Annotated in this window: 17 protein-coding genes and 2 tRNA genes; 6 read left to right on the top strand and 13 right to left on the bottom strand. The window is 64.2% G+C overall.

Translation table 11 applies throughout. The features are described from left to right. The first annotated feature begins 10 nt into the window (after positions 1-10). From M1E17_RS04300 to M1E17_RS04285, 4 genes are all read left to right on the top strand, one after another. Entirely contained in the window at positions 11-1,576 is a 1,566-nt protein-coding gene (locus M1E17_RS04300; protein WP_457965694.1) for an alpha/beta hydrolase, read from the top strand. A gap of 94 nt (positions 1,577-1,670) precedes the next feature. After that, positions 1,671-1,743, top strand: a tRNA-Thr gene (locus tag M1E17_RS04295). A 104-nt stretch (positions 1,744-1,847) separates the two neighbouring features. Continuing rightward, entirely contained in the window at positions 1,848-2,813 is a 966-nt protein-coding gene (locus tag M1E17_RS04290) for a hypothetical protein (protein WP_457965692.1), read from the top strand. Positions 2,814-2,952: 139 nt separating this feature from the next. Further along, on the top strand, positions 2,953-3,138 hold the full coding sequence (locus tag M1E17_RS04285) for a hypothetical protein (RefSeq protein WP_457965691.1): 186 nt from the start codon (positions 2,953-2,955) through the stop codon (positions 3,136-3,138). A gap of 68 nt (positions 3,139-3,206) precedes the next feature. Here the strand turns inward: M1E17_RS04285 and M1E17_RS04280 are convergent, their stop codons facing one another. The 9 genes from M1E17_RS04280 to M1E17_RS04240 form a co-directional block, all read right to left on the bottom strand. Then, positions 3,207-4,052: an aldo/keto reductase gene (locus M1E17_RS04280; RefSeq protein ID WP_457965689.1), complete on the bottom strand. Its 846-nt coding sequence runs from the start codon at positions 4,050-4,052 to the stop codon at positions 3,207-3,209. A gap of 63 nt (positions 4,053-4,115) precedes the next feature. Further along, the gene (locus M1E17_RS04275) at positions 4,116-4,592 is read right to left on the bottom strand and encodes a hypothetical protein (protein WP_457965687.1); all 477 of its coding nucleotides are present in this window, start codon (positions 4,590-4,592) and stop codon (positions 4,116-4,118) included. Between the two features lie 6 nt (positions 4,593-4,598). Then, a complete protein-coding gene (locus tag M1E17_RS04270; RefSeq protein WP_457965685.1) occupies positions 4,599-5,222 on the bottom strand; it encodes a bacterial proteasome activator family protein in 624 nt (207 codons plus the stop codon). 64 nt (positions 5,223-5,286) lie between these two features. Then, entirely contained in the window at positions 5,287-5,490 is a 204-nt protein-coding gene (locus tag M1E17_RS04265) for a YbdD/YjiX family protein (RefSeq protein WP_457965683.1), read from the bottom strand. Continuing rightward, on the bottom strand, positions 5,490-7,781 hold the full coding sequence (locus tag M1E17_RS04260; RefSeq protein ID WP_457967561.1) for a carbon starvation CstA family protein: 2,292 nt from the start codon (positions 7,779-7,781) through the stop codon (positions 5,490-5,492). The genes M1E17_RS04265 and M1E17_RS04260 overlap by 1 nt, the downstream gene beginning before the upstream one ends. 148 nt (positions 7,782-7,929) lie before the next feature. Then, positions 7,930-10,806, bottom strand: coding sequence for a hypothetical protein (locus M1E17_RS04255; RefSeq protein ID WP_457965681.1), 2,877 nt, complete (start codon positions 10,804-10,806; stop codon positions 7,930-7,932). Between the two features lie 2 nt (positions 10,807-10,808). Continuing rightward, the gene (locus tag M1E17_RS04250) at positions 10,809-11,546 is read right to left on the bottom strand and encodes an ABC transporter ATP-binding protein (RefSeq protein ID WP_457965680.1); all 738 of its coding nucleotides are present in this window, start codon (positions 11,544-11,546) and stop codon (positions 10,809-10,811) included. After that, entirely contained in the window at positions 11,543-12,151 is a 609-nt protein-coding gene (locus M1E17_RS04245; RefSeq protein WP_457965679.1) for a PadR family transcriptional regulator, read from the bottom strand. Before M1E17_RS04245 ends, M1E17_RS04250 begins: the two co-directional genes overlap by 4 nt. Positions 12,152-12,267: 116 nt before the next feature. Beyond that, on the bottom strand, positions 12,268-13,251 hold the full coding sequence (locus M1E17_RS04240; RefSeq protein ID WP_457965677.1) for an NAD(P)H-quinone oxidoreductase: 984 nt from the start codon (positions 13,249-13,251) through the stop codon (positions 12,268-12,270). A 106-nt stretch (positions 13,252-13,357) separates the two neighbouring features. Here M1E17_RS04240 and M1E17_RS04235 point away from each other — a divergent pair. After that, positions 13,358-13,445: transfer RNA gene (locus tag M1E17_RS04235), tRNA-Ser, on the top strand. A gap of 314 nt (positions 13,446-13,759) precedes the next feature. After that, the gene (locus M1E17_RS04230) at positions 13,760-14,488 is read left to right on the top strand and encodes a VOC family protein (protein WP_457965675.1); all 729 of its coding nucleotides are present in this window, start codon (positions 13,760-13,762) and stop codon (positions 14,486-14,488) included. A gap of 67 nt (positions 14,489-14,555) precedes the next feature. Here the strand turns inward: M1E17_RS04230 and M1E17_RS04225 are convergent, their stop codons facing one another. The 4 genes from M1E17_RS04225 to M1E17_RS04210 are packed head-to-tail and all read right to left on the bottom strand — an operon-like array spanning position 14,556 to position 18,418. Then, the gene (locus tag M1E17_RS04225) at positions 14,556-15,503 is read right to left on the bottom strand and encodes a TauD/TfdA dioxygenase family protein (RefSeq protein ID WP_457965674.1); all 948 of its coding nucleotides are present in this window, start codon (positions 15,501-15,503) and stop codon (positions 14,556-14,558) included. Positions 15,504-15,537: 34 nt separating this feature from the next. Then, entirely contained in the window at positions 15,538-16,461 is a 924-nt protein-coding gene (locus M1E17_RS04220; RefSeq protein WP_457965672.1) for an ABC transporter permease, read from the bottom strand. Continuing rightward, on the bottom strand, positions 16,461-17,339 hold the full coding sequence (locus M1E17_RS04215; protein ID WP_457965670.1) for an ABC transporter ATP-binding protein: 879 nt from the start codon (positions 17,337-17,339) through the stop codon (positions 16,461-16,463). The genes M1E17_RS04220 and M1E17_RS04215 overlap by 1 nt, the downstream gene beginning before the upstream one ends. Before the next feature lie 2 nt (positions 17,340-17,341). Further along, the gene (locus M1E17_RS04210; RefSeq protein WP_457965668.1) at positions 17,342-18,418 is read right to left on the bottom strand and encodes an ABC transporter substrate-binding protein; all 1,077 of its coding nucleotides are present in this window, start codon (positions 18,416-18,418) and stop codon (positions 17,342-17,344) included. Between the last annotated feature and the right edge of the window lie 14 nt (positions 18,419-18,432).

The following is an 18,432-nucleotide window of genomic DNA, read 5'->3' as shown; positions in this document are numbered from 1 at the left end:
AGACCTCACGATGACTGCTCGCCCCCTGCCCGCACGTTCCCGATCCCTGGGGAAGCGAGTGCGGACCGCCGGCGCCCTGGTTTTGGCCTTGGTGCTTTCCTCCTGCAGCCTGATCGGCGGGGGCAACCAGGACAAGGGACCGTCAACCGCCAAGGCGGATCCCTCGATCGTTGCCTCGGCTCCGAATGAGCTGGCTGATTTCTATTCGCAGGAAGTGGTGTGGGAGCCGTGCGAGAACGACTTCCAGTGCGCCAAGGTCACCGTGCCGATGGACTATGACAACCCCGACGGCGACACCATCCAGATCGCGGCCCTGAAGGTTGCAAGCACGGGCAAGAAGGCCGGGAGCCTGCTGGTGAATCCCGGCGGACCCGGCGCCTCCGGCTACGACTACGTCAAGGACGCTGCTGCCACCAGCTTTTCGGAATCCGTGCGGGCCAATTACGATCTGGTGGGCTTCGATCCCCGGGGTGTTGAGCGCTCCGCCCCGGTGAAATGCATGACTGATGCCGAGCGGGATGCTGCACGGGCGAAGATCTACGCCCTGGATACCGATGCCGGCCTGGGGGCAGCCCTCGCGGAGAACAAGGCGATCGCGGCCGAGTGTGCGGAACAGACCGGTTCCTCCATGGCGCACATCGACACAGTGAGCTCTGCCAAGGACATGGACATCCTTCGTGCCGTACTGAACGACAGCAAGCTCAACTACCTGGGCTACTCCTACGGAACCTTCCTGGGATCAACCTATGCCTCGCTGTTCCCGGACAACGTGGGCCGCATGGTCCTGGATGGAGCACTTGACCCCTCCATCAGTTATGAGGACGTGACGCTCGGCCAGGCCCGGGCCTTCGAAAAGGCCATTAGGTCCTACGTTGAAGACTGTATGCAGGAAGACGGCTGTCCTTTCAGCGGGAGCCCTGACAGCGGGGTCCAGCAAATCCGCGATCTCATCGGTTCTGTCCAGCAAACACCACGCACGGCCAAGGATGGGCGCCTGGTCACGGCTAATATTTTTGTCAGCGGACTTATCACCCCGCTGTACAACGACCAGAGCTGGCCTGCCCTGACCCAGGCCCTGGAGGCCGCCATGACGGGTGATTTGAGCCTGATGCTCCGCCTGGCTGACGTTGGCGCCGACCGCTCCCCCAACGGGACCTACGCGTCGAACACCGCGTTCGCTTTCAACGCGATCAACTGCCTGGATTACCCCATGGTGACCGATACTGCAGGCATGCGCGCGGACGAGCAGGAGTTGCGCGAGGAGTCGCCCACGTTTGGTTACTTCTTCGCTTATAGCGGGACCTCGTGTGTTGACTGGCCCTACCGGAGCGTCCGGACCCCCGCGCGGGTGGATTACACAGGCGATTCCCCCATTGTTGTTATCGGCACCAGCGGCGATCCCGCAACGCCAGTGGAATGGGCCGCTTCCCTGCGGAAGCAGCTGGAGAATGCGTCGCTGCTGACGTGGGAGGGCGAAGGCCACACGGCTTACGGCAGGTCCAACAGCTGCATTGGGGATGCCGTTGATGGCTACCTCGTCGAGGGCAAGGTACCCGCGGACAACACGGTCTGCTAAGCACACACCGGCCTTCATTTTGACCCGGGTGCGGGGACTCTATTACAGTTGACTCTTGCATGAAGCGCCCGGTTCTTCCGGGTGATCACGCGGTGCTTCCTTAGCTCAGTCGGTAGAGCGTTTCACTCGTAATGAAAAGGTCATCAGTTCGATTCTGATAGGAAGCTCGGGATAAACCCCCTGGAAACCAAGGTTTTTAGGGGGTTTTTCGCTGGTTAACCTGCGCCCAGCCTGTCTCCTCCAATTGCATTCTGCCCCTATGATGGCGTGCATGGATGACGAGGCCTTGGCGGAGATCGCGAACAGGTTGTATGCCTTGCCCGTCGACGAATTCATCGCCGCTCGCACGGCTGCGGCCAAGGATGCCTCGGATTCGGGGAAGGAAGCTCCGGCCGCCGTCCGGGCCCTGCCCAAGCCTTCCGTGGCGGCGTGGGCCGTCAACATGCTGGCCGTGCACCAGCCCGAGGTCCTCGATCAGCTTGCAGAACTTGGCGAGCGGATGCGAGCAGCCCAGTCATCCCTGGATGCGGCTGCCCTCCGGGAGCTGGGAAGGGAGCGACGCAAAATGCTCGCCGCGGCCGTCCAGACCGCCTGCTCGGTGGCTGAACAGCAGGGGCGCAGCATCAGCGCCACCATAGCGTCCGACGTCGAGCGGACCCTGCAGGCCCTGACAGCAGACGAAGGTGCTGCGGCGGCTGTCCGGAGTGGACGGCTGGTGCAGGCACTGTCCGCCGACGGTGTAGACACGGTTGAGCTTGACGGTGTGGTGGCCGTCCCCCGGGCCGTGTCCGTTCAGCGTTCTTCCCGACCACCAGTTGCGCCGGGCAAAGCCCCGGCAACAAAGCCACGAACGACGGCGGAAGCCGCCCCCCGCCGCCAGGCACAGAAGCCAAGGCTGCAGGCGGTCCGGCAGACCCCGCGGCCGGCGTCGCCGTCGGCCCTGGAAAAGGCCAAAGCAGCTCTTGCCGAGGCAAACGCTGCTGCGGATGAGGCTGCGAGGCTGGCACAGGAACGCCAGAACGAGTCCGAGGAGGCCCGGGCGGAGGTTTCCCGGCTGACGGAGGAGACACAGGAGCTCCGCGCGAGACTCAAGGAGTCCGAGGATCAGCTGGAAAAGGCCCGGAAACGGCTGGACACAACCGCCGCCGAAGCGAAGCAGCTGGCCAGGGCGGCAGACAAAGTGCAGCGCTCGGCCGTGCTGGCGCGGGAACGGGTGCTCCGCCTCGCCGGAGACTGAAGCGGCGGTCCCTTCGGGCAATCTAAGCCCCGGTAATGCCGGACTTCTTCACCGCGGGTCACCGGCAGGCCGGCACCTCAAAGCGACACGCGGAACTGCTTCCCCCGATAATGTCAGACCCCGGTTGCACACTGGATTTATGGAAACACAACTCGTACAGGAATTTCACGTCACGTACTTCGACGCCGACTGCGGCCGGATCCGGGCGGAAACCTTTGACACCCTCAAACAGGCGGAGCGATTCGCCGGCCGCAACTGCACAGGCGAAGATTCGTGGGCTGTTGTTGACGCCGTCGCCGTCGAGCAGATCCGGCTCGCCGCTTAGGCGGACGCCGCCCCAAGGCAAACCCGCACGCCCTGCCGGTTGCAGGACGTGCGGGTCTGTCAGCGGATCTAGGCGAAGTCCGAAACGGCGGGATCGGGGCCGATCCGGCCCTCGCCAGCTGCAGTGCGGTCCAGGCGGTTAATCGCCTGGACGTCATCTTCGTCCAGCACGATGTCCAGGGCCGCGTAGTTCTCCTGGATCCTGGACTCTGTGACTGACTTGGGGATCACCACATTGCCGATGGCCAGGTGCCAGGCGATAACCACCTGGGCCGGTGTGGCCTGGTGCTTTGCTGCAACGGCAGCCACGGCGGGGTCCTCCAGAAGAGCTCCACCCTGGCCGAGGGGTGACCAGGCCTGGGTCAGGATGCCTTTCTCCCTGCCGAAGTCCCGCAGTTCCTGCTGGCTGAAGTACGGGTGCAGTTCGATCTGGTGGATGGCCGGAACCACGCCGCTTTCATCGATGAGCCGCTGAATCCCCTCGGCCGTGAAGTTCGACACCCCAATGGACTTAACACGTCCACGCTTTTGGAGCTCTATCAGCGCCCGCCACGTGTCAACGTACTTGTCCTGCTGAGGCTGCATCCAGTGGATCAGATACAGGTCCAGTGTTTCCAGGCCCAACCTGTCCAGTGATTCCTCGAAGGCCGCCAGCGTGGGTTCGTAGCCCTGATCGGAATTCCAGAGCTTGGTGGTGATGAAGATTTCGTCCGGCGTCAGGCCCGAACCTGCGATGGCACGGCCAACGCCTGCCTCGTTGCCGTAGATCCTGGCGGTGTCGATGTGGCGGAAGCCCGCTTCGAATGCCTGGCGGACCACCTTTTCCGCAACGCCGTCCTCGACCTGCCACACGCCGTACCCGAGCTGGGGAATGGTGTTGCCGTCATTGAAAGTCAGTGTGGGTGAAAGAGTCATCCAGTCATCCTGCCAAAGGACCTGCGCAGCCTGAAGTGAAACAGTCCCGGATCAGCCAGACGCTTAACCGGGAATACTGCCGCCAGGTTGGCCTGCGGCATCCTCGGTCAGCCGTCTTTCGGCGTCCGCCACCTGCTCAAACACAGATTCTGCGCGACGCCGCACGGAGGCGGCCCCTACCGGTACAGGCCCTACGGCCAGCCGCAGCATGGCCGCTGCCTCGGCAGTGGTGGCCAGGGAGTTGCCTGCCTTGGACAGGGACCGGTGTACTCCGGCCAGGGGGCCGGGGATGTCCAGGCCATCGCTGGGAGAGCGTCGCTGTGCTTCCACGCAGATAACCCTGACCCGGTCCAGGAGCCCGGCCAGTTCATTGGCCACCTCAACAAGTTCGCCATACAGCTGGTCGTCCTCGACGCCTTCCAGTACCTGGTGATACCGGTCCAGGCCACGGTGGAAGCGGTCATGGGCGCGGCGCCACAGACCCTTGCCGAGTTCGGCGTCGTCCTTGCGCCCCTGGCGGGCGGCGGTAAAGAATCCCAAGCGGAACTACAGGTACTGGCCGGGACCGTGGTCCGGATCCTCCGGCCTGCCCGGCTTCGACGGCGCCGGGCGCGGCTGGCCCGCGGGCGCCCGCTGCGGCTCGCCGTTTTCGCCGATGACCACACCCGGAGCAATCATGGTGCCCGGCGGGAGCTGGCGGAGCTGCAGCTGAGCGGCGGCATGCTCGCGGGCGGCGTGCTGGGCTGCAAGAGCCGTCTGAATGCCGTGGAAGAGTCCCTCCAGCCAACCGACCAGCTGCGCCTGCGCGATGCGGAGCTCAGCATCGGACGGAGTGGCATCGTCCGGGAAAGGCAGGCTGATACGGTCCAGTTCTTCCACAAGTTCCGGCGCCAGCCCGTCCTCGAGCTCCTTGATGGACCGCTCGTGGATCTCGGCCAGGCGTCCGCGCGCAGCATCGTCCAGCGGAGCGGACTTAACCTCTTCCAACAGCTGGCGGATCATGGTGCCAATCCGCATAACCTTGGCAGGTTCGTCCACCAGGTCCTGCAGACTGCTTTTGGATCTGTTTCCGTCCGCCGGAATAGGCCCAACAGGGGCTGGCTGCTGCCCGTCGAGGGTCCTGCCCTCCACCGGGACGTCGTCTTGCTGAGTGTCTTTGGGATCGCTCATGGGTTCATACTCTCACGTGCCGGCGGCTCACTGGACAGTGCGGTGACAGTCCGTAACCAAACCATCAGCAGCATCTCCCTTGCGGATTGCTGTCCTGCCTGTCAGTCCTGTCGCGCCAGAATTCGCGCTCACCCATTGGGCCCGCCTCGTGTCCAGCGCTCCGGTGGTGCTCGACGTACTTTGCGTAGGCGTCCGCACCCAGGACAGCGCTGAGGTACCTGGCGCATCCGCGGAATGCCGCAGCGACCGAAGCCAGCCCCGAACGCATCAGTGGTGCCCCGCTTTGTCGAACCGCTGCTCAGCCGGCAGTTTGTTCCATTCGGCCATCAGCTCGCGCTCGGACGGGGAAGCGATGAGTCCCGCCGGCGCGAAGACCCGGGAGGGACGCGCCTCATCTTCGTGGTCGCTGTTGGCGGTCCCCGCGGCGGTCTTGCGGTAGGCCTTCACAGTGGCCAAAACTGCCGTGGCGATAACGATGATGCTCAGCGTGACGAAGATGACGGAAAGCCAGCCCTGGATCATGGTGTTGCGCACCACGGCCTCCATGGCTGCAACGGTCTTGGCTGTGCCGAACTCGGTTTTGCCATCGGCAAGGGCCTTGGAGAAGGCGGCGTTGTTGGCGAAATAGCCCACTGCCGGAACCGGAGAGAAGATCTTGTGGAAGCTGGCCGTGATGGTGACCACCGCCGCAAAGGCCAGCGGCAGTGCAACGATCCAGAGGTACTTGTACGCACCGCGTTTGGCCGCAATGGCCATGCAGACCGCAAGGGCGATGGCGGCCAGCAGCTGGTTGGCGATGCCGAACAGCGGGAACAGGGTATTGATGCCGCCAAGCGGATCTGTCACCCCCATCAGCAGTACAGCACCCCAGGCGCCCACCATCACGGCAGTGCAGAGCCATGCCCCGGGCCGCCAGGAGGCTTCCTTGAACTTGGGGACAAAGTTGCCGATGGAATCCTGAAGCATAAACCGCGCAACCCGGGTGCCGGCGTCGACCGCTGTGAGAATGAACAGCGCCTCGAACATGATGGCGAAGTGGTACCAGAAAGCCATCATGGCGGTGCCACCGATGAACTGCTGCATGATGTGCGCCAGTCCCACAGCCAGTGTCGGAGCGCCGCCGGTCCGGGAGACAATGCTTTCTTCGCCCACGTTGGCGGCTGTCTGTGCCAGGAAATCCGGTGTGAGGTTCACCCCGGAGAGCCCGAGGCTGTTGACCCAGGCTGCAGCCGTCTCCACGGTTCCGCCGGTGAGGGCGGCAGGCGAGTTCATGGCGAAGTACAGGCCGCGGTCAATGGAGATGGCGGCCACCAGCGCCATGATGGCCACAAAGGACTCCATCAGCATGCCGCCGTAGCCGATGAAGCGGGTCTGGCGTTCCTTCTCAATGAGCTTGGGCGTGGTGCCGGAGGAAATGAGGGCATGGAAACCGGACAGCGCACCGCAGGCGATGGTCACGAACAGGAACGGGAACAGTGCCCCGGAGAAAACCGGCCCATTGTCGCGGCCGGCGAACTCGCTGAAGGCGGGGACGGTGATTTCGGGACGGACCACCACGATGGCCAGTGCCAGCATCACAATGACGCCGATCTTCATGAACGTGGAGAGGTAATCACGGGGAGCCAGCAGCAGCCAGACGGGAAGGATCGCCGCGATGAAGCCGTAGACGATCAGGCCCCACGCGATGGTGACCTTGTCCAAGTGGAAGAACGCCGCTCCCCATTCGGTGCCGGCAACGGCGCCGCCGCCGATGATCGCGGCCATCAGCAGCACAAAGCCGATGAGGGAAACCTCCATGACCTTGCCGGGCCGGAGGAACCTGAGGTAGACCCCCATGAACAGGGCGATGGGGATGGTCATGCCAACGGAGAAGACGCCCCACGGGCTTTCACCGAGGGCATTGACCACGACGAGGGCAAGGATCGCGACGATGATCACCATGATGAGCAACGTGGCTACCAGGGCTGCGGTGCCGCCGATGACACCCAGTTCCTCGCGGGCCATCTGGCCCAGGGAACGGCCGCCTCGGCGCATGGAGAAGAACATCACCAGGTAGTCCTGCACTGCGCCCGCGAACACCACACCGATGATGATCCAAATGGTGCCCGGGAGGAAGCCCATCTGGGCTGCGATGACCGGGCCCACCAGGGGCCCGGCGCCGGCGATGGCTGCGAAGTGATGGCCAAACAGGACGTTGCGGTCCGTGCGGACGTAGTCCTTGCCGTCGGCCTTGTACTCCGCCGGTGTGGCGCGCCGGTCATCGGGCTTGAGCAGGAACTTCTCGATGACCTTGGAGTAGAACCGGTAGCCGATGAGGTAGGTGCAGACCGAGGCGAAGACAAACCAGATGGCGTTGACTGTTTCGCCGCGGATGATGGCCAGCATGAACCAGGCCACGCCGCCCAGGAGGGCGATTGCGGACCAGAGTGCGATTTTGGCGGGCGTCCACTTCTTCTCTTCCGCCTCGCGGACGGCCTCGTCCACGGCGGTGGAAGGAAGGTCCGGATCGGCGGTCAAAGACCCGCCCCGACGCGTTGAATCTACAGCTTCACCAGGCATTCCGGCCATGTCTCCTCCTTGAGAGTTCCTGCTCCAGTTGCTCAGAAGGCACCCTACCAACGCAGAGGCGCTGTACGTCCGGATTCACCTGGTGCGGCGCGCCCGCAGCGGTGAGCGGCAGGCGGGCGGCGGCGAGCGGCAGGTTGGGTCAGGTTCCCAGGCTGCGGCGCGACATCGGCAGGCGTGCCCGGGTGAAAATCCAGGCCAAGGCCGAGCCGGTGAGAGGCACAATGACCACCAGTGCCAGCAGCTGAAGCCACGGGACAACAGCGTCCGCACCCAGTCCTGTGGCCCGTCCCGAAGCATGGACAATAATGACCGCCGGGGCTACTCCCGCCAGGCAGCCCAGGAAGGAGCCCAGACCACCCGTCATCAGGGCCTGGGCTCCGGCCAGTGCTTTCCGCAGCCGGGGCGCCGCGCCGACTCCTGCAAGCGTCATATGGTCACTGCGCGAGTCGGCAAGCGACAGCCCCGTGGTAATGCCGGCAGCACTGAGCGTGATCAGCGCACTGATCCCCACGATGGACCAGATGACCCAGGAAGAATCGCGGTCCACGCCCGGCTCAACGTAAATCCCAATGGGGGTACTTCCGAAGAAACCGGCAGCGGTTGACGCCAACAGGTCCTGCTCCGCCGGGCTGGGATAGGCACTGAACTGGACCAGCAGTGACGATTCCGTGAGCTGGATGCCCGCGGATTTGGCGGCCGCAGGTGAGATGACACCGAAGTATGGAACAGGAACCTCGGGAACCATCACGACAGCGGGCACTTCCGTTGACGTGACCACCTCATAGCCGGCGTGCATCTGGGTGGTGGACACCTTGTCACTGCGCATATCGGCGCCCTCCACGACTGCACGTCCGTCCTGCACAAAGACAGGATTGGTCACCACCATGCCGCCGTTGCTGAGCACCTCCAGTGCCTCTGCGGAAGGCGCCGTTCCCAGCATGGCGCGGATCTCGGCCTCCCCGCCTACTACCAGTGAGCCGCTGGAAGTGAAGCCGATGGGGCGCATTGAGCCCTGGCAGCGCCAATCCCGCGGATCCTTGACCCTTTGGCCCTCGGTCAGGGCGCACTCGTTCCCTGCCGGCACTTTCAGCGAGTAGAGGAGGCAGTTGGAAGTGGGAGTAACGGGCGGAACGGTGAGATCCGTCTCAGGGCCCCTTTGACAGTTTGTGACCCTTGGCGACTCCAGGACCTGCGTCCAGGACACCGTGTTAACGGCGTTCTTCAAAGCGCTGGTGAACTTGGCTGGATCCACGGCCACCGGTGCCGGGAGGGAGCCATCTGCCAGGGGCGGACCAGACTCATTCAAGGGCAACAGCACCTGGTTTGGCAAAGCATTCCACTGGTGGGTTTCCCGCTCCCGGGCCTCCTGGCTGGCTGCGAGAACCATGGCGGCACTGGCCAGCGTGGCCGCCGCCAGCACTGCGGCAACGGCGGGCACAGTACGGCTGCGGTTGCGGGCGGAGTCCCGGGCCGCCATCCGCAACGGAAGCGGCAGCCTGCCGGTCCTGCTGGTCATCAGCGCCACCGTGAATCCGGTGACAAGCACCAGCCCGGTCACCGCCAGCACGGCACCGGCGATCACCAGGCCTGTAATCAGGGGCATTCTGTCGTTGAGCAGGTCGGGGTCAGCCGGGACATCGGCCAGGGCGTTGCCGGAAAACAGCAGGCCAGCGGACAGCAGCAGCATCCCCGCACCGGCACGCTGCGGCCATTTTCCTGTTGGTACCGGCGCCCGCCCGGACTTCAGTGCCCCCAGCACCGCCTGCCTTGACACCTGGCGGGCCGGCGCAAGGGCAGCAAGAATACAGGCGCCCAGGCCCATGATCATGGCGATGGCGGTCAGAAGGATATCCGGGTGGAAGCCTGCCAGCCGCTGGGAGCCGAGGTAACGTACCCAGAACACGGCACCCGCAGCACCCGCGAGGCCCAGCGCCGCCCCGGCACTGACGGCAATGGTTCCCAGCCACACGCCTGCCGCCGTGACCACCGCCTGGACGGTGGGGGCTTCAGCGCCCGAAGCAGCCAAAAGCGCCAGCTCGCGAATCTGCCGTTTGGCTCCGACGGAGAATGCCGCGCCGGCCAGCAATCCGACCTCCAGCAGGGCAAGGGCTCCGATGAAGCCGCCCGTGAGGTAGGCGGAATAAGGTGTGGCCTGCTCATATTGCGGCGGCGTGCCGTCCACACTCCGCTGATTCAGAGGCGGCAAATTGAAGGCTACGGACCGAGAGAGTACTGACACTCCAACGGTGTTCGCTTCCCTGACCTGGGCCCAGGTCACAGGCTCCGGGCCCACGAGGTAGTACTTCGTCTGGCCACCGCGCCCGGAAGGCAGAGGCGCGATTGCTTCCTCCCCCTGGCCCGGCTTGAGGAAGAGAATTTCGTTGCGGTCCGAGATCCCAAAGTCACGCAAGGTGCCGACGGCGGTAAAAGTACCCGCCGACGTCGTCAGGTTCTCCCCCAGCTCCATACCGAAGCGCTCCAACAGACCCGGTGAAACGAGAGCCTCCGTGGCGGTTTGCGGTGCCCTGCCGTTCAGTAGCTGGAATTTCCCTTCAAAGGCAGGGTTCAGGGCATCCACGGCCCTGCCCATCAGGGACACGTCAGCGTCTCCCACCCTGGTGGTGAGGTCCAGCTGCGATTCCGTCAGGACGTTGTATCCAGCGGGCAGGATGTCCTGGGGATCCGCGGCGACGAAGTCTGGATCGATGTCCCGGGGACTGGAGGCCACGATGTGGTCCATCAGGGGGTCCTGGACCATCGCGCTGTTCACGGAGTTCAGCGATTGGAACCGCGCCTGCGTCTTCCCGAGCTGGTACTGGACCCGTTCGGCGGGAGTTTCCTGCATGCTCTGGACCAGCGTGGCGGCACCTGTCATGCCCGCCACGGGCAGCATGATCAGCAGGATAATCAGCAGCGAACGGCCCTTGTGGCGGCTGATATCGCGCCGAGCCATCCGCAGGGCGACGCGGAAGGAGTGCCGGCGCCCGCCAGGCACCGGTGAGAGGTCAAGCGCCACCCTTAGAGCCCGGCCTGGGTCAGGAGCATGGTGGGATCGTGCATGGCGGCCGCCTGGTCCACGATCCGGCCGTCCCTCAGGAAGACCACGCGGTCCGCCCAGGCTGCATGCCTGGCCTCGTGGGTCACCAGCATGACAGCCGCACCGGCATCCGCCCTTTGACGCAGGACCTCCATAACACCCTGGCCGGTGGTGGAGTCCAGCGCCCCCGTGGGTTCGTCGGCAAGGATCAGGCGGCGCTCGCCCACGATGGCGCGCGCAATGGCCACCCGCTGCTGCTGGCCGCCGGACATCTCGTCCATGAAGCGATCGGCCAGGTCCGTAATCCCCACCTGGCGGAGGGCGTCCAGCGCCTGCCGGTGCGCCTTCCTGGCCGCCGTTCCGTCCAACTCCAAGGGCAGCGCCACGTTCTCTGCCGCTGTCAGCGTGGGGACCAGGTTGAAGTCCTGGAAAACGTAGCCGACGGCGCGGCGGCGCAGCCGCGCGAGTTCATTGAGGCCCAGCCGCGCCAGTGGCGTTGATTCCACAAAGACAGCGCCCGACGTCGGCTGGTCCAATCCTCCTGCCAGCGCCAGCAGGGAGGACTTACCCGAGCCGGATGGCCCCATCACCGCGACAAACTCGCCGGCGTTGATGGTGAGGTCTACGTCGCGGAGTGCGGCGACCGCCGTCGCTCCGTCACCGAAGGTCCTGCTGACTTTGGACAGTTCCAGGACCTGTTGTGGTCCCTGGACGCTCACCGGCGGTTGGTCGCGATGAGCGGGGCGGCCTCGTCCGCAGGTACCCCGTTGGACAGTTTCCGTGAGGTTCCCTGCGCGGACTGTGCCTGCTGCACCATCCGTGCCTCACACAGGTCCAGCCAGCGGACCTCCGCTTCAGTCTGGAAGATCAGCGAGTCCAGCACCAGCAGCCAGGCAGTATCGGCGGAACGCTGGTTTGCTGCGGTGTCCCGGCGGGCCTTGGTGTAGTCCTGCAGCGCCCGGATGGATGCCACCCTCTGGGCCTGGATAATGGCCTGCACGTCAACGCCCGGTAACGTGACGGCGAGCGCCAGCTTGATGGCGAGTTCGTTCCGCGGGGGGTTGTTGCGCTCCACGGGGGCGGCAAACCAGCCCTGCACCTCGGCCTTGCCCGCGTCGGTGATGCTGTACACCACGTGGCCTTCGCCGTCGCCGCCGTCGTTGTTTACCAGGCCGTCGCGCTCCAGCCGGTCCAGCGTGGTGTAGACCTGGCCGATGTTCAGGGGCCACGTGGCGCCGGTGCGGTTCTCGAACTCAACCCTGAGCTGGTAACCATAACGCGGCTGGTCCTGCAGCAGGGCGAGGAGGCTGTGACGGATGGACATAATGCTCCTAGCGGTAGCGTGTGCCGCGGTATGCACAGACCCCCAAAACCTGTGCATACCGCGTATGGAACGAGACTAGCCCACTCTGGGTCCGGAAGCAATACTGAGTATTTATGCTACAGAAGCAACAGTATTTTGCCCACGTGGTCCCCGCTGTCAAAGTACTCGTGGGCTGCTCGGACCTGCTCCAGGGGGAAGGTCTTCGCCACCAGCGGCCGGATCCGCCCGTCCGAAATGAGCGGCCAGACCGACTCCCGGACGGCATTCATGATGGCTCCCTTTTCCGCGACAGGGCGCGGCCGCAGCGCCGTTGCCACCACCGCCGCCCGCTTCTTCAGCAACTGCCCGAGGTCCAGTTCGCCTTTGGCGCCGCCCTGCAGGCCGATGACGATCAGCCGCCCATAGTCAGCCAGGGCGTCCACGTTCTGCTGGAGGTATTTGGCCCCCACAACATCCAGGATCACGTCAGCCCCCTTGCCGCCATTCTGCCGCCGCAGGCTGTCCGGAAAGTCTTCTTCCCTGTAATTGATGGCAATGTCGGCACCCAGGAAAGCCTTGGCGGTGCCGACTTTCTCGTCCGTCCCGGCAGTGGTTGCCACCGTTGCCCCAAGCGCCTTGGCAAGCTGGATGGCCATGGTGCCGATGCCGCCGGTGGCGCCATGGATCAGTACGGTCTCGCCCGCCTGCAGCTGGGCCGTCATGATCAGGTTCGAATATACGGTGGCGGCCACCTCCGGCAGGGAAGCTGCAGTCACCACGTCAACACCGTCAGGAATCCTCAGGACCTGCTCGGCCGGAACGGCAACCTGCTGCGCATACCCGCCGCCGGCAAGCAGCGCCACCACCTTGTCACCCAGGGAGAACGGCTTGGTGACACCTGGACCGAAGCCAGCGATCCTACCGGAGACTTCCAGCCCCGGCACTTCCGAGGCGCCCGGCGGCGGCGGATAGAATCCCCTGCGCTGCTGCACATCCGCCCGGTTCAGCCCCGCAGCAACGACGTCGATGAGGACCTCGCCGTGCCCGGGAACCGGGGCGTCCACGTCGCGGACCTCCAGCACTTCCGGACCGCCAGGTTCTGATATGTAGACGGCTTTCATCGAACTCCCGTTTCTTGCTGATTCGTGCTCCAGAACCAGTGTGCACCGGATGCGCTCCAGGCTCTGTTTTGTTGCAGCCAACTGCCTATGAAACACTACTCGTTAGGGAAGGTTGTCCGAGCGGCCGAAGGAGCTAGTCTTGAAAACTAGTGTGCGGTAACCCCGTACCAAGAGTTCGAATCTCTTACCTTCCGCGTTAGGGCCGTTATTCAGCGGTCAGGGGGCCGGTTGAGCCACATCGAAAGATGGGATCAGCCGGCCTTTAGCGTTTGCCCGGCCTGGCTCGCTGGGGGCACTAACTCACCCGATTTGGAAAGTAAGCATGCTGTCTATTACTCTGGTGTGAGTTCCTTCATACGTCCCCCAATGTGTGTAGTGACTGCAAGAAAAACCCCGCATAACTGACTCGTGCTGCGGGGTTTTTCGCTGTCCGCCGCAAACCCGGTCCCAGCCGGGCCCCGGCCGCGGTGGTGTGCCCGCCCGTTGAAACTGTCGGTGCCTGACCATAATGTCGTTCCTGTCTAGGTGGGAGTTCGAAGCGGGAGACCAGGAAAAGTATGGCGGCTATATCACCGCCCGCAAGAACGGCAAGTCAGTGGCCGGGATCATGCAGAAGGAAGCGGACCAGGGGGAGGTACCGGACGCCTGGTCCACCTATCTGCGTTCCGACGACGCCGCCGCCACAGCGTCTGCAATCACTGCCAACGGTGGTCAGATCTACATGGAGCCCATGGATGTCCCGGAGCAGGGGTTCATGGCCTTTTTCGGTGATGTCACCGGTGCCGCTGTGGGCGTCTGGCAGCCCCGGGAGATGCAGGGCTACGAACTGGTGGCAGAAACGGGGACGGCCGCCTGGCACGAACTGCATGCCAGGGACTACGATGCCGCGGTGAAGTTCTACCAGGACGTCTTCGGCTGGGACACCGCCGTCATGAGTGATGCGCCGGACTTCCGCTACACCACACTGGGGGCCGGTGACTCAGCCAAGGCCGGCATCATGGACGCCTCCGGCTACCTCCCCGCCGATGTTCCGTCCTCCTGGCAGATTTACTTCGCCGTGGACGACGCCGATGCTTCGATCGGGAAGGCAGTGGCCATGGGCGCCACTGTCATTGATGGGCCCGACGATTCGCCTTTCGGGCGCCTCGCCACGCTGGCAGATCCCACAGGTGCTGTGTTCAAGATTATTGCGGACAGTGCCCGGGGAACCGCGGACGCGTCTGGCTCGGGGGCCTGAGCCAGCCCCGGAAACAAGAGGTGCCCCTTCCCGCCTGCATCCCAGGCCGGGAGGGGCACCTTCCCTTTTATGCGGGAACTTTATGACGGACCTCAGGAACAATTACCGTCTCCGAGTAGGCGGAGGAGTCGCCCTGGATGGAGGTGCTGCTCCGGCCGTCCACGCCCCTGGGAATGTCACCGGCGATGGTGACACGGTTCAGCTGGCGGGCCTGGCCGTCGTAGTTGGCCGGTGCGTAATGCTGGGTGATGCGGTTGTCAAAGAGCACCACCTGGTCCGGCTCCCAGTTGACCCGGACCACGTTTTCTGGGCGGGTGACGTAGGCCTGCAGCAGGCGCAGGATGTCCCTGGACTCGGTGTTGGAGAGCCCCACGATCCTCAGACGCTGGGCAAAACCGCCGATGAACAGAGCGCGCTCCCCCGTCAGTGGGTGGACGCGGACCACCGGGTGGGCGGATTCGAAATGGATACGCGTGAATTCCTTGCGCCGTTCCGCTGCGTTGGCGTGCTCCAGGTTCTTGGGCACCGAATAGTCGTAGTCGTTCGTATGGACAGCCCAGAGCGTGTCAGCGAAGTTCCGGAGTTCCTCCGGCAGGTCCTGGTAGGCGCCGGCGGATGAGGCGATAAGGGTTTCCCCGCCATAGGCCGGCAACGTGATGCTCCGCAACGTGGAGGCCTGCGGCGGGTTCACCACAAAGGTGACGTCCGTGTGCCAGTTGTTGGCGCTGCCGTTTTCGCTGTCTACGGGCAGTACGGCGGGCTTGCCGTCCACGGACGCCACCGTCGGGTGCGCCTTGGTGAGCGGGCCGAAGCGGCTGGCGAACCGCACCTGTTCCTCATCGGTGTGGATGTTTGCCTCGCGAAAGACCAGTGCCTTATGGGTATTGAGGGCTTCGCGGATCTGTCCGATGGTGCCTTCGCTGAGCTCCGCGCTGAGATCCAGCCCGCGGATCTCGGCGCCAATCCGGGAACCCAGTTTGGTGAACTGAAGCTTGGTTTCGGTGATGACGGTCATTGTTGTTTCCTTTGCAGTTCGGACGGGATTGGGTTCAGGATGTGGAGCCGACGGCGGTGCGCCAGCGGGAGAAGTGGCGTTCCAGTGCCACCAGCAGCACGTTCACCAGGAGTCCCAGGACCGAGACGGTGAGGATTCCTGCGTACATGTCGGGGATGAGGAAGCTCATTTGCGAATTGACGATCAGGTAACCCAGCCCGGCCTTGGCGCCTACCATTTCGGCGGCGATCAGCACCAGGATGGATGAGGTGCCGGCCATCCTGATGCCGGTGAAGATGGTGGGGACGGCCGAGGGCAGGATGACCTTCTGGAAGAGCCGGAAGCTGTTCAGTCCCAGGGACTTGGCGGCCCTGATCAGCAGCGGGTCAACGGTCCGGACGCCCGCGATGGTGTTCAGCAGCACCGGGAAGAACGCAGCGTAGGCGACGATGGTGATCTTGGATTCCTCGCCGATGCCCAGCAGCAGCGTGAACACCGGAAGCAGGGCCAGGGTGGCGGTGTTCCGGAAGAGCTCCAGCAGCGGGTTCAGGAATGAATTCAACCAGCCGTACCAGGCGATGAGGAGCCCCAGCACTACGGCCGACACGACGGCAATGCTAAATCCCGACACAGAGCGGGTGAGGCTGGCCTGCAGGTGGCTCTGCAACTGGCCGGACTGCACCAGTTTGGCTCCTGCCGCGAGCACCTCGTGCAGCGGAGGCAGGAACACCCGGGTGGAGGGACCGGCCAGGTACAGGGGCCCGATTTCCCACAGCGCCAGGAACAGCAGGACTGCGACGGACTTCCATCCCGCCCGGGCGGCCCGGCCAGCCAGTCCGGAAAGCCCCTCCTGGATTCTGTCCCGGCCGGCCGTACGCGTTCTGCTTGCGGTGGAATGTCCGACGGCGGGACGTTCCCCGGCTGCCGTCACTGCAGCAGCTGCTGCCAGCACTTCTGGTTTGGTAATGACGGAACTCATCAGGCCACGCTCCTCTCGAGGGGCAGTTCATCGGGGGCGGTCCCGTCCGGCAGGATTTTCCGGTGACCGGAATCCTGGGCCAGCCGGACCTCGTCATGCAGGAGGGACCAGACCTGGTGCCGGTGCTCCACAAACGCGGAATGGGAGCGGATGTCCGCGTCGCCGTCGCGGTCTGGAATGTTGATGTCCACAATTTCCTTCAGCCTGCCGGGCCGGGCGCTGAGCACCGCCACGCGCTGGCCGAGGTAGACGGCCTCGTCGATGCCGTGGGTGATGAACACGATCGTCTTTCCCGTTGCTTTCCAGATCCGCAGGAGCTCGTCCTGGAGTTGTTCACGGGTCTGGGCATCCAAGGCTGCAAACGGCTCATCCATCAGCAGAACGTCCGGCTCATAGGCGAGGCTTCTGGCAATTGCCACGCGCTGCTTCATACCGCCGGAGAGTTCATGCGGATACCGGTCCTCAAAGCCGGCCAGGCCTACAAGGTCAAGGAATTCGCTGGCGATCCCGGCCCGCTGTTTCCTGGACAGGCCCTTGTTCTCCAGGCCAATGGAGACGTTGGCTGACGCTGTGCGCCAAGGGAACAGCGCGTACTGCTGGAACACCACCGCCCTGTCCTGGCCTGGCCCTGACACTTCGTTTCCGTCCACCAGTACTTTGCCTGAGGTAGGGCGGGACAGGCCGGCCAGCAGGTCCAGGAGGGTTGTTTTTCCCGAACCGCTGGGGCCAACGAGGGTGAGGAATTCGCCGTCGGCCACGTCCAAACTCAAGTCATCCAGCGCTGTCAGGACACGCTGCCCGCTGCTCCTGCCTTCGCCTTTGCCCTGGCGGACTGCAAACTCCTTGGTCACATTCTGCAGGCTTATTTTGGGTGTCATGGCTATCCTTTCGAGGTTGGCGCGGCCGGCGTTGTTTCCAGCCCGTTGAACTCGTTGGTGTAGAGCTTGTTGGTGTCCAGTGGGCCGTTGACGATCCCGGCGGAACGGAGGTAGTCCTTCCAGCGGGTGAAGTCGCTGTCCTGAATGCGGCCGCCGGTGGAAGCCACGCCCACGCTCTTCCAGTACTTCAGTGTTTCGGTGCTCTCGTTGCGGCCCCGCTTGGTGATGATTTCCTCGAACTTGGCGATCACCTGCTCCCGCGGAGTGGTCCGCTCCCACTCGATGGCTTTCGCTACTCCCGTCACCAGGGTGCGGCTGGTTTCAGGATTCTTGGCGATGAAGTCCTTCCGCAGGACATACTGGCCGGCGTCGAAAGGTCCGCCGATCACGCCGACGTCAGTGAAGAGAGCACGGACGCCGCCCTCGGCAAGGGCCCGGTCCTGGAGCACACCGCCCAGGGTCCCAACGTCCACCTGCTTCTTGCGGAGGGCTACTTCGGTTTCGTTCGGCGGGACCACCACCAGCTGGACCTGCTTGATTTCTTCCGGTGTCAGGCCGCTGTTCTTCAGCTGCGTGGTGATGACTGCTTCGTGGTGGGCGCCCAGGGTGTTCACTGCGACCTTCTTGCCGATCAGGTCCCGGGCCGTTTTGATGGGACTTCCCTCTTCCACGTAGTACCCGGTGAAGGTGTCCTTGTCCTCCCCGTAGTAGTTGATGACAGCCTGCACGGGCGCCCCTGCCTCAATGAGCTTGATCACGGCGCCGGTGAAGGCTCCCCCAATGTCAGTCTGGTCAGTTGCCACCGATTGGATGCTTTGCGGGCCGCTGGTGGTATTGCTGACCCACTCCAGCTTCACGTCCTTCAGGTATCCGAGGTCCTCGGCCACCTCCAGCAGTGAGACGGTGTTGGGCGAACCCTGATAGCGGACGGTCTTCACTTCCGTTCCCGCGGCAGCACCCGCGCCTTGCTGGGCTGTCGCCGGACCGCCACAACCGGACACCACCAGCGCGACGGCGATCGCTGCTGCCGCCCCTGCCATCCTGGCAGCCGTCCTGGCCGTCGTTGCGCCTGTGGTCATGGCAGCCCTTACTC

The organism is Arthrobacter sp. D1-29 (assembly GCF_054130585.1).
This window is presented reverse-complemented; position numbering and strand designations above follow the sequence as displayed.